Here is a 17,617-nt window from a genome sequence, read left to right on the forward strand (position 1 = left end):
CTCAGTCTCCCAGCGGCAAGTGATCGTCGCCGCCGCGGTAATCGTCCAGGGCGAGTTTGACTCGCCGCAGACGCTCTTGATTGTCTTCGGGGTGGGCCAGCGCAAGCTCGGTGGCGAGCACATCGATGGCCAGCAGCATGCCGTAGCGCGCCGCCGTGGGCTTATAAATGAACGAGGTTTCCGCGCCTTGCAGCGGCAACACTACATCGGCCAGTCGGGCCAACGGTGAGTCGGCGCGGGTGATGGCCAGGATGGGCGCACCATAACTGCGCGCCAGTTCCACCGCGCCGAGCAGTTCCGGGGTGATGCCGGTGAGTGAACAGGCGATGACCAAATGCTCCTGGCTCAATGAGGTGGCGGTGATGCGCATCATCACCGGATCTCGGCAGGCGGCAATCGAGTAGCCGAAACGCACCAGCCGTACCTGCAACTCCTCGCCGCACAACGCCGACCAACCGCCGAGCCCGAACGCGTGAATCATCCGCGCCTTGCCGAGCATCCGCACCGCGTCGCTGAACCGAGACTCTTCGAATGCCGACAGGTGCTGACGCAGGGTCGTCTCGATATCGCCGACGATCTGCCCATAAAACGCCGACTGCTCGGGCGCGCCGGCGGGGTCGAGAAATCGGCTGCCGACGCCACTGGCCTGGGCCAGTTGCAGGCGCAAGTCCCGCAGGTCGCGGCAGCCAACGGTACGGGCAAACCGTGACAGCGTGGCGCTGCTCACTTCGGCCCGCTGGGCCAGTTCATCCAGGCTGGCCGAGGCGGCGAACCCTACGTCGTCGAGCATCAGCCGGGCGATTCTTCCTTCGCCGGCGCTGAAGGAATCCTGACGGGAGCGAATCTGGTAAAGGATGTCCATGACGGCACCTGTGTGGGAGCGCTGCGATTAAAGCAAGCGCGCAAGCCCTAGGGTCAGGCCGAACGCAACCAGGGAGATCAGCGTTTCGAGTACGGTCCAGGTCTTGAAAGTTTGAGTGACGGTCATATTGAAGTATTCCTTGATCAGCCAGAAGCCGCCGTCGTTGACGTGGGAAAAGATCACCGAGCCGGCGCCGGTGGCCAGCACTAGCAGCTCGGGATGGGGATAGCCCAGACCGATCGCCACGGGGGCGACGATACCGGAGGCCGTGGTCATCGCCACCGTGGCCGAGCCGGTGGCGACACGCATCAGGGCGGCGAACAGCCAGCCCATGACCAGTGGCGATAATTGGAATTCCTGAGCCAGGCCGACGATTTGTTGAGTGACTCCGGCGTCCACCAGGATCCGGTTCAAACCACCGCCAGCGCCCACCAGCAACGTAATACTGGCCGTTGGCGCCAGGCATTCATTGGTGAACTTGAGGATCGACTCACGGTTGAAGCCCTGGGCCAGGCCCAGCGTCCAGAAGCTGAGAAGGGTCGCCAGCAGCAAGGCAATCACCGAGTTGCCGATGAACAGCAGGAACTGATTGAAGCCGCTGCCCGGCTCGGAAATCAGGTTGGCCCAACCGCCGATCAACATCAGCACCACCGGCAGCAGGATTGTCCCCAGGGTTATCCCGAAACCTGGCAGATTGGCGCGGGGCTCGCGGTCGAGGAATTGGCGCTCCAGCGGGTTATCGTCCGGCAGTTGGATGCGCGGCACGATGAACTTGGCATACACAGGGCCGGCAATGATCGCGGTAGGAATACCGATCAGAATCGCGTACAGCAAGGTCTGCCCCACCGAGGCCTGGAACGCCTGCACCGCCAGCATCGCCGCCGGGTGCGGCGGCACCAGGGCATGCACCACCGAGAGACCGGCGACCATCGGCAACCCCACCATCAGGATCGACACGCCCACGCGCCGGGCAATGGTGAACGCGATGGGCACCAGCAGCACGAAGCCGACTTCGAAAAACAACGGCAGCCCCACCAGGAAGGCAATGCACACCATCGCCCAATGGGCGTTGCGCTCGCCGAAGCGCTCGATCAGCGTTTGCGCCATGCGCTCGGCCCCGCCGGACTCGGCCATCATCTTGCCGAGCATCGTGCCCAAGGCCACCACCAGCGCGATGTGCCCCAGGGTCTTGCCCACGCCCGCCTCATACGCCCCGACCACACTGGACGGCGGCATCCCGGCCAGCAGCGCCAGGCCAATGGACACCAGCGTAATGACAATGAACGGATTAAGCCGATATCGGGCGATCAAAACGATCAGCGCAATGATGGCGATGGCCGCGTAGACCAACAGCCAATAACCGAATGCAGGGGCCATGCGTTACTCCTCGAATGGGGTCACGTCGTTGTGTTTGTGAAACTCATAAATCATTTCGAGGATTAATCTTCAAACGCGCTGAAAGTAATTTTCGTACACAGACAAGAAATGTCGCTGACGGACATCGCTCACCACCTGCCATGTAAATTCAGCGCAGGATTTTCATCCCTGGCCGTCTCCCGTGGCGAGGAAGCGTGCGCCTTCCGGGCTGCGAAGCCGCCCCGCAATCATCCATACGACGACCAACCACTGGCCGCACCGCACTCAATTCCGTACCATCCCCACCCTGTTTTTGCACCACGCCCACGGCAGTCGACTCTCAGGCGCTGCCCCGCCAGGACAATCATGAAACCAGCACGTCTTCGCGCCGACGCCCTCGCCGGCCTCACCACTTCTTTTGCCTTGCTGCCCGAATGCATCGCGTTCGCCCTGGTGGCCCATCTCAACCCGTTGATGGGGTTGTATGGCGCTTTCATCATCTGCACGCTGACCGCGCTGTTCGGTGGGCGGCCAGGCATGGTGTCTGGCGCGGCGGGATCGATGGCCGTGGTGATTGTCGCGCTGGTGGTGCAACACGGCGTGCAATACCTGCTGGCCACTGTGCTGCTGGGCGGGTTGATCATGATGGCGTTCGGGCTGTTGCGGCTGGGCAAACTGGTGCGCATGGTGCCGCACCCGGTGATGCTCGGTTTCGTCAACGGCCTGGCGATCATCATCGCCCTGGCGCAACTGGAACACTTCAAGAGCGGCGAGACCTGGCTCAGTGGCGGCCCGTTGTACCTGATGATCGGCCTGGTGGCGCTGACCATGGCCATCGTCTACCTGTTGCCGCGCCTGACCCGCAGTGTTCCGCCGGCCCTGGTGGCGATCCTGGGGGTTGGCCTGGCGGTGTACTTTTTCGGGCTGCCGACCCGCACCCTGGGTGATATGGCGCATATCGCCGGCGGCCTGCCGGCTTTTGTCTGGCCGGACATTCCCTGGAGCCTGGATACCTTGCGGATCATCGCGCCCTATGCGGTGGTGATGGCGATGGTCGGCCTGCTGGAAACCCTGCTGACCCTGAACCTGACCGACGAGATCACCGAGAGCCGCGGCTACCCGGACCGCGAGTGCGTGGCGTTGGGCGCGGCCAACATGGCCTCAGGACTGTTCGGCGGCATGGGCGGTTGCGCAATGATCGGCCAGACCGTGATCAACCTGAGTTCGGGCGGGCGCGGCCGGTTATCCGGCGTGATTGCCGGGGTGATGGTTCTGCTGTTCGTGTTGTTTCTGTCGCCGTTGATCGAACGCATCCCATTGGCCGCGCTGGTAGGCGTGATGTTCGTGGTGTCCCAGCAGACCTTTGCCTGGGCCTCGCTGCGGGTGATCAACAAAGTGCCCGTCAATGACGTGTTGGTGATCATCGCGGTGACGACCATCACGGTATTCACCGATCTGGCCACCGCGGTGCTGTGCGGCATTATCATTGCGGCGCTCAACTTTGCCTGGCAGCAGGCCCGGGAGCTGTACGCCGATACGCATCTGGAAGCGGACGGCAGCAAGCTCTATCGCCTGCACGGCACCCTGTTCTTCGCCTCGACCACGCCCTTTCTCAACCAGTTCGACCCGGCCAACGATCCGTCCCAGGTGACCCTGGACTGCCGTCACTTGAGCTTTGTCGACTATTCGGCCATCGCGGCGCTCAAGACCCTGCGTGAACGCTATAGCAAGGCCGGCAAGCACCTGCGGGTGTTTCACTTGTCCGAACGCTGCAAACAGATGCTCAAGCGGGCCGGTGTCCACCACGACTGAAGAGAACACCGCTGCGTCAGCCCAGGCGATGAATAGCTGCGACACACCGTCGCAGCCCAATCCTTCGCCCTCTTCCCATGCCGTATACTCGCCCCGCCTTTTCAACCTCGCCCACGCCGGAGTGTTTCGATGGATCCTGTGGTTTTCGAAGAGTGGATGATGACTGGCCTTGTCAGCATCCTGATCATTTTCATGGGTTTTATCGTCTGGGATCTGGCGAAGAAGTCCAAGGCCGGGCGTTTCGGCTCGTTCATCCTGTTTTTTGTGCTGGGACTGGGCGTGGCGGCATTCGTCATCAAGAGCGTGGTGATCGGCCTGATCGAGACGGGCACCTTATAAACGCGCCGGCACTTCCTTCCACTGTCCCTGATCCAGCCCGTCGAGCGTCCAGTCACCGATCCTGACCCGCACCAGACGCAATGTCGGCAAGCCCACCGCGGCGGTCATGCGCCGTACCTGACGGTTGCGCCCTTCGCGAATCACCAGTTCCAGCCAACTGGTCGGCACGCTCTTACGAAAGCGCACCGGCGGGTTGCGCGGCCATAGTTGCGGTTCGTCCAGTTGTCGCGCTTGTGCGGGCAAGGTCATGCCGTCGTTCAGTTCCACGCCAGCGCACAGACGCTGCAATTGCTCGGCACTGGGCTCGCCTTCTACTTGCACCCAATAGGTCTTGGCCAGTTTGTGCCGGGGGTCGGCGATGCGGGCCTGCAACTGCCCGTCGTTGGTGAGCAGCAGCAACCCTTCGCTGTCGCGATCCAGCCTCCCGGCGGGATAAATGCCGGGCACGTCGATAAAGTCCTTGAGCGTCGCCCGCCCTTGATCGTCACTGAACTGCGTCAGCACATCGAAGGGTTTGTTGAACAGGATCAGCCTCGGCTCGGCCGGCGGGGCCTTGGCCACACGGCGCGGGGCGGATGCGGGAGGTTTCGCGCCAGGGCGGCGGGAAGCGGGACGTGGCGGACGAGGCATGGCAAACACAACATCTAACGGTCTGGGCCGACCATGCTAGTGGCCCGACCGTTAAATAACCACTGCCCCTTCAACCGGGATCAGTTCATCAGCGGAACGGCGGCTCGTCGAAGCTGCGCAACTTGCGCGAGTGCAGCGAGTTGAGTTCGTTGCGCAACAGGTCCAGCGCCGCGATGCCGATCTTCAGGTGCTGGTTGACCGCCCGTTCGTAAAACGCGTTGGCCGAACCCGGCAATTTGATCTCGCTGTGCAGCGGTTTGTCCGAGACACAAAGCAACGTGCCGTACGGCACCCGCAAGCGGTATCCCTGAGCGGCGATGGTGCCGCTTTCCATGTCCACCGCCACGGCGCGGGACAGGTTGATCAACGGACGCTCCTGGGCCCAGCGCAATTCCCAGTTGCGGTCGTCGTAGGTCAGCACAGTGCCGGTGCGCAGGCGTTTCTTCAGCTCGTCGCCCTTTTCACCGGTGACATTGGCCGCCGCTTGCTGCAAGGCCATCTGCACTTCAGCCAGGGCCGGGATCGGAATATTCGGCGGCACGACCCGGTCGAGGATGCCATCTCGACGCATGTAAGCGTGGGCCAGCACGTAGTCGCCGATGGTCTGGGACTGCCGCAACCCACCGCAGTGACCGATCATCAGCCAGCAGTGGGGGCGCAGCACGGCCAGGTGGTCGGTGATGTTCTTGGCGTTGGACGGCCCGACGCCGATGTTCACCAGGGTCACGCCGTGGCCGTCGCTGGCCTGCAGGTGATAGGCCGGCATCTGGTAGCGGTGCCAGACCACGCCCGCGGCGATCGCCGAGGCTTCACCGTGGTCCATGCTCTTTTCGATGATCACGTTGCCCGGCAGGACCATGCGCACAAAACGCGGGTCACTGCGCAGTTGCTCCAAGCCATGGACAATGAACTGATCCACATAACGGTGATAGTTGGTCAGCAGGATCCACGGCTGCACATGGCGCCAGTCGCTGCCGGTGTAATGCACCAGCCGACGCAGGGAAAAGTCCACCCGCGCCGCGTCAAACAACGCCAGCGGCAGCGGGTCGGTGTTTTCCCAGTCATAGAGGCCGTCGGCAATGCCATCGGTGGCGGCCGACAGGTCGGTGCTGGGGAACACTCGCGCCAGCACCGCGGCAGTCACGCCGGAGCCGGCCAGTTCATCACCCTGCTCCACCACGTAGGGATAGGGGATGTTCTGCTCGCTGACACCCACTTCGACGGTGACGGTAAAGTCGTGCATCAGCGGGACCAACTGCTCCAGCAGGTATTTACGGAACGCAGCCGGATGGGTGACGGTGACACTGTAGGTGCCCGGCAACTGGACCTTGGCGTAGGCGCGGGTGGTTTGCGGGACTTCGCCATGGCAGTGATAGGTCAGTCGCAGGGCGGGATAGCGAAACAACGCCCGCTGTTCGGCATCCGGCTCGATGCGATCCTTGAGGTACCGCTTGAGCGCCTGGTTCAGCGCAGTGGTCGCACGCTCGTGCAGGGCCGCCAGACGATCCACGGCTTGTTCGGCGGTTTGAACGACAATAAACGCTTCGGTCACGATCAGCTTCCTGTGTTCTGACTTGCAGGCCTTCATCTTGCCTGCATCGTCGGCCGACGGGAACAGTGGCGTATTGGGCGCGATCGATCATCCACCACAAATCCCCATGTGGGAGCGAGCCTGCTCGCGATAGCGGTGTATCAGTCAGCAAAGATGTTGGATGTGCCTACGCCATCGCGAGCAGGCTCGCTCCCACCCTTGATCACCACCAGCCGCAGGTTCTTCACTCGCCGCAGATCCCTTGTGGGAGCGAGCTTGCTCGCGATAGCGCTGTGTCAGTCTCCAGAGATGTTGAATGTGCCGCCGCCATCGCGAGCAAGCTCGCTCCCACCCTTGATCGCCGCCAGCCGCAGATTCTTCATTCACCACAGATCCCCTGTGGGAGCGAGCCTGCTCGCGATAGCGGTGTATCAGTCAGCAAAGATGTTGGATGTGCCTACGCCATCGCGAGCAGGCTCGCTCCCACCCTTGATCACCACCAGCCGCAGATTCTTCATTCACCGCAGATCCTCTGTGGGAGCGAGCTTGCTCGCGATAGCGCTGTATCAGTCACCAGAGATGTTGAATGTGCCGACGCCATCGCGAGCAAGCTCGCTCCCACCCTTGATCACCACCAGTCGCAGACTCTTCATTCACCGCAAATCCCCATGTGGGAGCGAGCCTGCTCGCGATAGCGCTGTGTCAGTCTCCAGAGATGTTGAATGTGCCTACGCCATCGCGAGCAGGCTCGCTCCCACCCTTGATCGCCGCCAGCCGCAGGTTCTTCATTCACCGCAGATCCCTGTGGGAGCGAGCCTGCTCGCGATAGCGGTGTATCAGTCACCAGAGATGTTGGATGTGCCTACGCCTTCGCGAGCAGGCTCGCTCCCACCCTTGATCGCCGCCAGCCGCAGGTTCTTCATTCACCGCAGATCCCTGTGGGAGCGAGCCTGCTCGCGATAGCGGTGTATCAGTCACCAGAGATGTTGGATGTGCCTACGCCTTCGCGAGCAGGCTCGCTCCCACCCTTGATCGCCGCCAATCGCAGGTTCTTCATTCGTCGCAGATCCCCTGTGGGAGCGAGCCTGCTCGCGATAGCGGTGTATCAGTCACCAGAGATGTTGGATGTGCCTACGCCTTCGCGAGCAAGCTCGCTCCCACAGGTTCGGCGTTTAGAAACCTTGGGGCGTGGAGCGTGCCACGATGGCCTCGACATTCAGGCCTCGGGGTAAGGCGCCGTATGCCCGGCCAGCCGAACCCAAGCGGCTGGCGATGAAGGCGTCGCTGACGTCGCTGTTGCCCGCTTCCAGCAGCAGCTTGGCTTGCAGGCCGATGGCGATTTCTTCAGTCAATTGCCGGGCGCGGTACTGGATGTCAGCGGTATCCTTGAACGCCGCCTGCAACCGATCGATGTGGGCAGCCAGGCGTTTGTCGCCCTGGCCGTCACCCAGTTCGGTGAACAGCACTTCAAGCACGCCCGGTTCCTTGGACAGCGCCCGCAACACATCCAGGCACTGCACATTGCCGGAGCCTTCCCAGGTCGAGTTCACTGGTGCTTCACGATAGAGGCGCGGCAGGATGCTGTCTTCGACGTAACCGGCGCCGCCCATGCATTCGGCGGCTTCGTTGATCATCGCGGGGGCGCGTTTGCAGATCCAGTATTTGCCCACCGCAGTCACCAGCCGCGCGAACTTGGCCTCGTGTTCGTCACTCAAGTGGTCCAGCGCCCGGCCCATGCGCAAGCTCAGGGCGAGGGCCGCTTCGCTTTCCAGCGCCAGGTCGGCCAGCACGTTTTGCATCAGTGGCTGTTCGCTCAACAACTTGCCACCGACCTTGCGATGCGCGCAGTGATGGCTGGCCTGGGTCAGGGCCTGGCGCATCAGAGCACTGGAACCGACCATGCAATCGAAGCGGGTCATGGCGACCATCTCGATGATGGTCGGCACGCCTCGCCCTTCCTCACCGACCATCCAGGCCAGTGCACCACGGAATTCAACTTCGCTGGAGGCGTTGGAACAGTTGCCCAGCTTGTTCTTCAGCCGCTGGATATAGAACTGATTACGGGTGTCGTCCGGACGATGGCGCGGCAGCAGGAAACAGCTCAGGCCCTTGTCGGTCTGGGCCAGGGTCAGAAAGGCATCGCACATCGGCGCCGAGCAGAACCACTTGTGGCCCACCAGCTCATAGGCCTGGCCCGGACCGCTGGCGCCCACCGGATAAGCTTTGGTGGTGTTGGCCCGCACGTCGGTGCCGCCCTGCTTTTCAGTCATCGCCATGCCGAGGGTCACCCCGGCCTTGTGGGCCATGCCGACGTTTCGCGGGTCGTACTCGGTGGCGAGCGCTTTGGGCACCCAGAGCTCGGCCAGGTCCGGTTGCAAACGCAACGCCGGGACGCTGGCGAAGGTCATGGTCAGCGGACAACCGGTGCCGGCTTCAGCCTGGCTGTGCAGATAAGTCATCGAGGCTCGGGCGACGTGGGCGCCGGGTTGCGGCTGGGCCCATGGCAGGCTGGGCAAGCCATGCTCGACGGCGGTGCGCATCAACTGGTGGTAAGCGGGATGGAATTCCACCAGATCGATGCGATGGCCGTAGCGGTCGTGGCTGGAAAACACCGGCTTGTTCTGGTTCGCCAGAAACCCCGCTTCCATCAGCGGCCCGCCGGCCAGTGCGCCATACGCATCGATCCGCCCTTGCGCCCAACCCGCACCAAAACGCTGCGACCACTGTTGCAGCGGCAGGTCGATGCGATAGAGGTTGGCGCCATCCAGGGACGGTGGCTGATTGGTGACCTCGTGGGTCTCGGCGAACTGGTGCAGGTTCATGACAGGGCTCCTTGGTCGGCCAGCAGAGGTTCAGTTAAGCACCGCCCCAAGGTCGAACAAAGTGTCATACCCGCCTAAATATCGGCGCTTTCACCCTGTTTTGGACAAAGTACCCGCCGTTGCAGAATCGTGCGCAACACCTCGAATTTCACCGGTTTGCTCAGGTAATCGGTCAACGCGCCCGACGTGCAGCGCTCGTGATTCGGATTGGGACTGACCACAAACACCGGCAGGTCCTCGCAGCCGGCGAGCGTACGGATCTGACAGCAGACCGACACCCCGTCCAGCGGTGGCGATTGGCAATCGAGCAGCACGGCATCAACACTCTCGCCCTGCAGCATATCCAGTGCCGCGCGGCCGCTGTCGGCGGTACGCACCCGGTAACCGAGCTTGAGCAACATGCCGCGCATCACCAGCAGATCAATGCTGTTGTCGTCAGCCAGCAACACCGTGCAATCCTGGGGCAACCGCGCGCTTTCTCGCGGGCTGAACGAAAATGGCGTGGGCGCCTCCACGGGCACGGCCATTTCCACCTCGACATCCAACTGGAATCGGCTGCCGCGACCGGGTTCGGAGGTGTGAGTCAGGCGTCCGCCCAGCAACTCCACCAGCTGCCGACAGATCGCCAGCCCCACACCGAGGCCGCCGTATTCCCGGGTCATGGAACCGTCCAGCTGGAAGAAGCGCTGGTACAAGCTCGCCTCCCCGAGGTCCGTGAAACCAATACCGGTGTCGATCACGGCAAAGGACAGCACCAGCCGATCGAGCCCCGACGGCCTGCCACTGACCCGCAGCGCCAGGCCCCCTGTGCGGGTGAACTTGACGGCGTTGTCCAGCAGGCATTCCAGGCATTGGGCCAGCTTGCCACTGTCACCGATCAGCCGGTCCGTCAGGCCGGGTGCCACGTCGACCTTGAAATCCAGGCTCTTGACCGCCGCATTGGCACCGAACTGCACCTGCAAGGCGTCGACCATCGCGCGCAGGCTGAACGGCGCCGGGTAGGCCTTGAGCTTGCCGGCCTGCAACTCGGTAAGGGTGAGGATGCCGTTGACCATGCGCATCATGTCCCGCGCAGAACCTGCGGCGGTCTGTTGATACTGGGTCAGCTCCTCATTCATTTCGACGGTTTCCATCAACTCCAGCGAACCGATCACGCCATTCATCGGCGTGCGCAGCTCATGGGTCAAGGTGGCGAGGAATTCATCCTTGAGTTTGTTGCCATGGGCCAATTGCTGGTTGAGCACTTCAAGTTTCTGCCCGGCGTCGAACAGCGTCTGGGCCTGCTGCTCGCGCATGGCATTGATACGGTCGGCCAGGGCCAGGGACAACAGCGCTACTTCGATGGCCGAGCCGATCTGGCTGGCGTACATGGTCAGGAATACGTTCGGCAGATAACCGAGCACCATCATCGTGTTGACCACGCCCCCCAGCAGAAACGCCGACCAGGCAATGATGAAATAACGCGCCACCCGCAGGCCACGCCACCAGGCGAACAGCCCGGCGGCGAAAATCACCACGGTAAACACCAGCGCCAATGCCGTCGCCAGGCGCAAGGCCAGGGCGTAACTGGTCATCAGCGACAGGCCCACCACTACGGCGCTGTAGGCGATCAGCGCCAGCAGCAGCCGGTCAAGCCAACGACTGTGTTGCGCGGTTTGCAGGAAGCTGCGCGCAAACTGGCTGCCGAACAGACCCGCACAGCCGATGAAAAAGGGGGTTGCGGCATTGGCCCACCAGGGGTTGTCCGGCCAGAAATACTCCACGGCCGCTCCGTTGACCGACAACTGATACAGGCCGAACGAGGCGATATAAACGATGTAATAAAGGTAACTGGTGTCCCGCACGCTCAGGTAAATGAACAGGTTGTAGACCAGCATCCCCAGCAGTACGCCATAGATGGTGCCCAACACGTACAAGCGCACAGGTTGTTGCTCAAGATAGGCCGTGCTCGACCACAACGTCAGCGGCGCCTGGATCGAACCCTGGCTTTGCAGGCGCAGGTACACGGCCTGGCGTTGTTCGGGTTTGAAGTCCAGGCTGAACAGGTAGTTGTTCTGGCGAATTTCACGGCTGGCGAACGGCAAGGCATCGCCGGTCTGGCGAACCAGGCGATACGCCCCGGCGCTGTCAGGCAGATACAAGTCCAAATGGTCCAGCGGCGGATAGGCCAGCTCCAACAACCAGGTGCGTTGGGCGTCCGGATTGCCGGGACGGTAGTGCAGGTCTATTTTCAGCCAGAATGCCGAGCGCGAATAACCAGCGTTCAGCGTGGCTTTGTCATGGGGCTTGAAGTGACCCGCCGCGGCCTCTGCCAGGACATCGTCGATGGTGGCCGTACCGTGGGTGTCTTCGAACACCTGCAGGGCATGGCCCAAGGGCAGGCTTTGGGTGAACTCATCGAATTCGAGGGCGCTTGCCAAAGCGGGCAAGCACAGCAGCAACATCAGCAAATAGCGCATTTAAGCCCCAGCGTGGCCTGTCCGGTTGAATCAGGAAGCCCCCCATTCCCTGAGTAGACGTAAAACCGGCATTACCTGTTATTGGTTGGATCCATTTCTAGCATAGCCGCTGATGGCCAATTTGCACCATTGAAATTTTTCCTACAGATGGCTCTAGAACGGGCGTTCCAGCGCCAAGCATTGAGATAGAGCTGTTGCTTTGGTCAGGTCGGCAACGGGTGGCTCAAAAGCGATCATCAGAGCAAGCAGTTCCGCATAAAACCCTCAGAGTCCGACCACCGACAAAACAGGTTTGGTGGTAAGCTCGCGCACCATGAATATCTACAGCTCTCGCCCCGTTGTCCTCTGTCTCTCCGGCCACGACCCCAGTGGTGGCGCCGGTTTGCAGGCAGATATCGAAGCCCTGCTCGCCCAGGGTTGTCATGCCGCCCCGGCCGTTACCGCGTTGACCGTGCAGGACACGGTTAACGTGAGCGATTTCCGCGTGCTCGATCGGGAGTGGGTGCTGGCGCAAGCCAATGCCGTGCTCAACGATTCGCAGGTAGCGGCGGTCAAGCTGGGGATGCTCGGCTCACTGGAAATGGTCGACACGGTGGTCGAACTGCTGCAGGCGCACCCGCATTTGCCCATGGTCTGCGACCCGGTGCTGCGTGCCGGTGGCGGCGGACGATTGGGCAAGGATGAAGTCGGCTACGCCATGCGCGAACGCCTGTTGCCCCTGGCAATCATCGCCACCCCCAATCTGCCGGAAGCACGCATCCTCGCCGAACTGCCCGAGGGCAGCGCCGATGAATGCGCCGAAAAACTGCTGCCCTTCGTCAAGCACCTGTTGATCACCGGTGGTCACGGCGACGAACATGAAGTCCACAATCGCCTGTACAGCCGCGATGGTCGCCGCGAAACGTTCACCTGCCAGCGCTTGCCCGGCAGCTACCATGGTTCCGGCTGCACCCTGGCCAGCGCCCTGGCTGGACGACTGGCCCAGGGCGAACACCTCGCCAGCGCGGTCAAGACAGCGCTGGATTACACCTGGCGCACCCTGCGCGATGCCGAACAGCTGGGCAAAGGCCAGTTCGTCCCGCGTCGCCTGCCGCTGGATTTCTGCTCGTAGCCCCGGAGGCTGTGGAATGAAACTACGTGGCCTTTACGCCATCACCGATAGCCAACTGCTGGCCGGCAAATTCCTCGCGTATGTGCAAGCGGCACTGGAAGGTGGCGTCACCCTGCTGCAATACCGTGATAAAAGCAGCGACGAAGCCCGCCGTCTGCGCGAAGCCGAAGCGCTGCGCAATCTGTGCGAGCGCTACAAGACCCGATTGATCATCAACGACGACGCCGAACTGGCCGCGCGCCTGGGCGTCGGCGTTCACCTGGGCCAGACCGATGGCCCTCTGGCGCCAGTACGGGCGCTGCTGGGGCGCGACGCAATCATCGGCTCCACCTGTCACTCCAGCCTGGAACTGGCCGAACAGGCCGCCAGCGAGGGCGCGAGCTATGTCGCGTTCGGACGGTTCTTCAACTCCAACACCAAGCCCGGCGCACCCAGTGCAAACCTTGAACTGCTCGACCAGGCCCGGATCAAACTGCATATACCGGTGTGCGCCATCGGCGGAATCACCCTGGACAACGCCGCCCCGCTGGTGGCTCACGGTGTCGACCTGCTGGCCGTGGTCCACGGTTTGTTCGGCGCCGACAGCCCCCAGGAAGTGACGCGCCGCGCCCGTGCCTTCAACGATCTGTTGCAGATCAAATAATTTTTCGATTTCGAGAGCCCAACCATGTCCCGTTCCGAAACCCTGTTTGCCAACGCCCAGAAGCACATCCCCGGCGGCGTGAACTCCCCCGTTCGTGCGTTCAAGAGCGTTGGCGGAACCCCGCTGTTCTTCAAACACGCCGAAGGCGCGTACGTCACGGACGAAGATGACAAGCGCTATGTGGACTACGTCGGTTCGTGGGGCCCGATGATCCTCGGCCACAGCCATCCAGACGTGCTGGAAGCGGTGCGCAACCAGTTGCAGCATGGCCTGTCCTACGGTGCCCCGACCGCCATGGAAACCGAGATGGCCGACCTGGTCTGCTCGATCGTGCCGTCGATGGAAATGGTGCGCATGGTCAGCTCCGGCACCGAGGCAACCATGAGTGCGATTCGCCTGGCGCGGGGCTTCACCGGTCGCGACAGCATCATCAAGTTCGAAGGCTGCTACCACGGCCACTCCGACAGCCTGCTGGTCAAGGCCGGTTCCGGCGCGCTGACCCAAGGTGTACCAAGTTCGGCCGGCGTGCCCGCAGCGTTTGCCAAGCACACCCTGACCCTGCCGTTCAACGACCTCGAAGAAGTCGAGAAGATGCTCGGCGAAGTCGGCCAGGAAGTGGCCTGCATCATCGTCGAGCCTGTGGCTGGCAACATGAACTGCGTACCGCCGGCGCCGGGTTTCCTCGAAGGCCTGCGCAGCCTGTGCGACCAGCACGGCGTGGTGCTGATTTTCGACGAAGTGATGACCGGTTTCCGCGTAGCCCTCGGCGGCGCCCAGGCCCACTACGGCGTGACACCGGACCTGAGCACCTTCGGCAAGATCATCGGCGGCGGCATGCCGGTCGGTTGCTTCGGCGGCAAGCGTGCCATCATGGAATGCATCGCGCCGCTGGGTCCGGTCTACCAGGCCGGTACGCTGTCAGGCAATCCGCTGGCCATGGCCGCCGGCCTGACCACCCTGCGTCTGATCAGCCGCCCGGGCTTTCACGCCGAGCTGACCGACTACACCACCCGTCTGCTCGACGGTTTGCAGATTCGTGCCGACGCAGCGGGCATTCCGTTCGTGACCACCCAGGCCGGTGGCATGTTCGGCCTGTACTTCAGTGGCGCCGATGACATCGTGACCTTCGAAGATGTGATGGCCAGCGACGCTGACCGCTTCAAGCGTTTCTTCCACCTGATGCTCGACGGTGGCGTGTACCTGGCACCGAGCGCGTTCGAAGCCGGCTTTACCTCCATCGCCCATGGCGAGGCCGAGCTGAAGATCACCCTCGACGCCGCCGAGCGGGCCTTCGCCGCATTGAAGTAAGCCTGTGGATAACTGACGCCGGCTGACGCTGGCGTCAGTGATTGACGACAACCTCTTGCCCCTTTTCCTACGTATTACCCCTCGAAGCTGCCGTTAGCGCTCCCTCGCAGCAGAAAAACGAGTAAAGACTTTGTAAGGATGGCCCTGCTTATTTCATAATGCGCGCTTATTGGATCCCCCGGAGGGTCCGCGTGCCCCTCAGAGGTAAGTCGATTCCCATGAACCGCACCGGCCGCACCCTTGCCCTGGGCTGCCTGTTGCTCCTTCAGCCGCTGCTGGCGAACGCACAAGCAGGCGGCAACTCGTTGTTGATCCCGGCGATGGGCCGTTGCACGCTCAACACCCAGCCACAAGATCTCGCACCGGCACTCGACGCCTGTCAAAAAGCGGCGGACGCGGGCGATGCACAAGCGCAATACGAGTTGGGCGAGTTCTACTACGACGGCAAGGCTGCGCCGCGCGACCTCAAACTGGCCCTCAGCTACTTCGAAAAAGCCTCACTGCAAGGCCATGCCCAGGCGCAATACAAGCTGGGCGGCATGTTCTTCCATGGCGAAGGCGTGCCGGCCAACAACGTGCAGGCCTACATTGTCTTGAAGATGGCGGCGGTCAATGGCGCCGAAGAAGCCCTGGACACCGCCGACGAAGTCGCCGAACAGATGCCCCGCGACGAACTGGAAGTCGCGACCCAGGTGCTGGGGCAGATCTTCCGCAAATACCTGATGGAATTGCAGAACGCCGACGGGCGCACGCCCTTCTCGCCACTGCCCTGAATCCACCACGGCCTTGAGAGCCTAATCGCGAGCAGGCTCGCTCCCACAGTTAATCCCGGGTGTTCACAAATAATGTGCACACAGAAGATCCAGTGTGGGAGCGAGCCCGCTCGCGATTGGGGGCAACTCAGTCTTGGCGCTTACTTCTCAGGCATCGGCATCGGAAACGGCATGACATTGCCGACCGCGCCGCGGGCTTCGCTGATTTTCGGGGTACCCAAGCGCTCGACCTCGTCGATACGCACGATCGAATGCATCGGCACGAAGCTGCGCACCACGCCTTCGAACTGCGCCTTAAGCTTTTCTTCGCTCGGATCGACGACCATTTGCGTGCGCTCGCCAAAGACGAATTCTTCGACTTCCAGGAAGCCCCACAGATCACTTTGATAGATCTGCTTGGCGTACATTTCGAACACCTGGCCCTGGTTGAGGAAAATCACCTTGTAGATTGGAGCTTCACGTTTGGTCATGGCAGGCGAAACACATCGGCGGGTAAAAATGAGGGCGCGAACTATAGCATAGCCACTGCTCGCGCAGCGGTAGGAACCGGGTGACTTGTTCCCTATAATGCGCGGTTCTTTGAATCACGTGATGACTCCGTCCATGGCCAAGAAGCTTTACATCGAAACCCACGGTTGCCAGATGAACGAGTACGACAGCTCGCGCATGGTCGATCTGCTGGGTGAACACCAGGCCCTGGAAGTCACCGCCCGTGCCGAAGACGCCGACGTGATCCTGCTCAACACTTGTTCGATTCGCGAGCGCGCCCAGGACCGGGTGTACTCCCAGCTCGGCCGCTGGCGTGAACTGAAACTGGCCAACCCGGAAATGGTCATCGCCGTGGGCGGTTGCGTGGCCAGCCAGGAAGGCGCTGCCATTCGTGACCGCGCGCCCTACGTAGACGTGGTCTTCGGCCCGCAGACCCTGCACCGCCTGCCGGAGATGATCGACGCGGCGCGCATCACCAAACTGCCGCAAGTCGACGTTTCGTTTCCGGAAATCGAAAAATTCGACCACCTGCCCGAACCCCGTATCGACGGCCCGAGCGCCTACGTGTCAGTGATGGAAGGTTGCAGCAAGTACTGCACGTTCTGCGTGGTGCCCTATACCCGTGGCGAAGAAGTCAGCCGGCCGTTCGACGACGTCATCGCCGAAATCATCCACCTGGCGGAACACGGCGTGCGGGAAGTGACGCTGCTGGGGCAGAACGTCAACGGTTATCGCGGCCTGACCCACGACGGGCGCCTGGCGGACCTCGCCGAGCTGATCCGCGTGGTGGCGGCCGTGGAGGGCATCGACCGTATCCGCTACACCACGTCGCACCCACTGGAGTTCTCCGACAGCCTGATCCAGGCCCATGCCGAAGTGCCTGAGCTGGTCAAGCATCTGCACCTGCCGGTGCAATCGGGCTCCGACCGGATCCTGGCGGCCATGAAGCGCAACCACACGGCGCTGGAGTACAAATCCAAGCTGCGCAAACTGCGGGCGGCGGTGCCGGGAATCTGCATCAGTTCGGACTTTATCGTGGGTTTCCCCGGCGAAACCGAGAAAGATTTCCAGCAGACCATGAAGCTGATCGAAGACGTGGGTTTCGATTTTTCCTACTCCTTCGTCTACAGCCAGCGTCCCGGCACTCCGGCCGCCGATTTGGCGGACGAGACACCAGAAGAAGTGAAAAAAGAACGGCTCAACGCCTTGCAACATCGCTTGAACCAGCAAGGTTTCGAGATCAGCCGACAGATGGTCGGCTCCGTCCAGCGGATTCTGGTGACCGATTACTCGAAAAAAGACCCGGGCGAATTGCAAGGGCGGACCGAAAACAACCGCATCGTCAACTTCCGCTGCGACACTCCGGCCCTGATCGGCCAGTTCGCCGACGTCCACATCGATGCCGCGCAACCGCACTCGTTGCGCGGTTCGTTGGTCCAGTAACACAAAGTTTCGTGTGGGAGCGAGCCTGCTCGCGATAGC

General features: G+C 62.1%; 14 protein-coding genes. 7 read left to right on the forward strand and 7 right to left on the reverse strand.

The features are described from left to right. Position 1 precedes the first annotated feature (1 nt). Both PSH91_RS23125 and PSH91_RS23130 read right to left on the reverse strand, forming a co-directional pair. Positions 2-862 (reverse strand): MurR/RpiR family transcriptional regulator, encoded by an 861-nt coding sequence (locus PSH91_RS23125; protein ID WP_047230240.1) that lies wholly within the window; start codon positions 860-862, stop codon positions 2-4. A gap of 27 nt (positions 863-889) precedes the next feature. Next, on the reverse strand, positions 890-2,239 hold the full coding sequence (locus PSH91_RS23130; RefSeq protein ID WP_047230241.1) for a gluconate:H+ symporter: 1,350 nt from the start codon (positions 2,237-2,239) through the stop codon (positions 890-892). Between the two features lie 345 nt (positions 2,240-2,584). Between PSH91_RS23130 and PSH91_RS23135 the strand changes: the two genes are divergently transcribed. Both PSH91_RS23135 and PSH91_RS23140 read left to right on the forward strand, forming a co-directional pair. Further along, the gene (locus PSH91_RS23135) at positions 2,585-4,030 is read left to right on the forward strand and encodes a SulP family inorganic anion transporter (protein WP_305466841.1); all 1,446 of its coding nucleotides are present in this window, start codon (positions 2,585-2,587) and stop codon (positions 4,028-4,030) included. 129 nt (positions 4,031-4,159) lie between these two features. Further along, a complete protein-coding gene (locus PSH91_RS23140) occupies positions 4,160-4,369 on the forward strand; it encodes a DUF2788 domain-containing protein (protein WP_047230243.1) in 210 nt (69 codons plus the stop codon). Here PSH91_RS23140 and PSH91_RS23145 read toward each other — a convergent pair. The 4 genes from PSH91_RS23145 to PSH91_RS23160 form a co-directional block, all read right to left on the reverse strand. Beyond that, a complete protein-coding gene (locus PSH91_RS23145; protein WP_173407511.1) occupies positions 4,364-4,930 on the reverse strand; it encodes a pseudouridine synthase in 567 nt (188 codons plus the stop codon). The two genes, PSH91_RS23140 and PSH91_RS23145, sit on opposite strands and share 6 nt — an antisense overlap. A gap of 157 nt (positions 4,931-5,087) precedes the next feature. After that, on the reverse strand, positions 5,088-6,587 hold the full coding sequence (gene amn / locus PSH91_RS23150) for an AMP nucleosidase (RefSeq protein ID WP_160893475.1): 1,500 nt from the start codon (positions 6,585-6,587) through the stop codon (positions 5,088-5,090). Between the two features lie 1,115 nt (positions 6,588-7,702). Continuing rightward, positions 7,703-9,352: an acyl-CoA dehydrogenase family protein gene (locus PSH91_RS23155; protein WP_305466842.1), complete on the reverse strand. Its 1,650-nt coding sequence runs from the start codon at positions 9,350-9,352 to the stop codon at positions 7,703-7,705. A gap of 74 nt (positions 9,353-9,426) precedes the next feature. Continuing rightward, the gene (locus PSH91_RS23160) at positions 9,427-11,811 is read right to left on the reverse strand and encodes a hybrid sensor histidine kinase/response regulator (protein WP_047229514.1); all 2,385 of its coding nucleotides are present in this window, start codon (positions 11,809-11,811) and stop codon (positions 9,427-9,429) included. Between the two features lie 313 nt (positions 11,812-12,124). On the opposite strand from PSH91_RS23160, the gene PSH91_RS23165 reads away from it, so the two are divergent. The 4 genes from PSH91_RS23165 to PSH91_RS23180 all read left to right on the forward strand — a co-directional run bounded on the left by PSH91_RS23165 (position 12,125) and on the right by PSH91_RS23180 (position 15,646). Further along, positions 12,125-12,922: a hydroxymethylpyrimidine/phosphomethylpyrimidine kinase gene (locus PSH91_RS23165; RefSeq protein WP_076383510.1), complete on the forward strand. Its 798-nt coding sequence runs from the start codon at positions 12,125-12,127 to the stop codon at positions 12,920-12,922. A gap of 16 nt (positions 12,923-12,938) precedes the next feature. Further along, complete coding sequence (thiE, locus tag PSH91_RS23170; RefSeq protein WP_047229512.1) at positions 12,939-13,565, forward strand: thiamine phosphate synthase; 627 nt, start codon at positions 12,939-12,941, stop codon at positions 13,563-13,565. 24 nt (positions 13,566-13,589) lie between these two features. Continuing rightward, complete coding sequence (gene hemL / locus PSH91_RS23175; RefSeq protein WP_047229511.1) at positions 13,590-14,873, forward strand: glutamate-1-semialdehyde 2,1-aminomutase; 1,284 nt, start codon at positions 13,590-13,592, stop codon at positions 14,871-14,873. Between the two features lie 218 nt (positions 14,874-15,091). Beyond that, positions 15,092-15,646: a tetratricopeptide repeat protein gene (locus tag PSH91_RS23180; RefSeq protein WP_047229510.1), complete on the forward strand. Its 555-nt coding sequence runs from the start codon at positions 15,092-15,094 to the stop codon at positions 15,644-15,646. 140 nt (positions 15,647-15,786) lie between these two features. Here PSH91_RS23180 and PSH91_RS23185 read toward each other — a convergent pair whose 3' ends face one another. Beyond that, the gene (locus PSH91_RS23185; protein ID WP_016773045.1) at positions 15,787-16,116 is read right to left on the reverse strand and encodes a DUF1820 family protein; all 330 of its coding nucleotides are present in this window, start codon (positions 16,114-16,116) and stop codon (positions 15,787-15,789) included. 133 nt (positions 16,117-16,249) lie between these two features. Here PSH91_RS23185 and miaB point away from each other — a divergent pair, with 133 nt between their 5' ends. After that, complete coding sequence (miaB, locus tag PSH91_RS23190) at positions 16,250-17,578, forward strand: tRNA (N6-isopentenyl adenosine(37)-C2)-methylthiotransferase MiaB (protein WP_172833785.1); 1,329 nt, start codon at positions 16,250-16,252, stop codon at positions 17,576-17,578. Positions 17,579-17,617: the final 39 nt, after the last annotated feature.

Origin of the sequence: Pseudomonas sp. FP1154, assembly GCF_030687245.1 — a bacterium.
Classification (GTDB): Bacteria; Pseudomonadota; Gammaproteobacteria; order Pseudomonadales; family Pseudomonadaceae; genus Aquipseudomonas; species Aquipseudomonas rhizophila.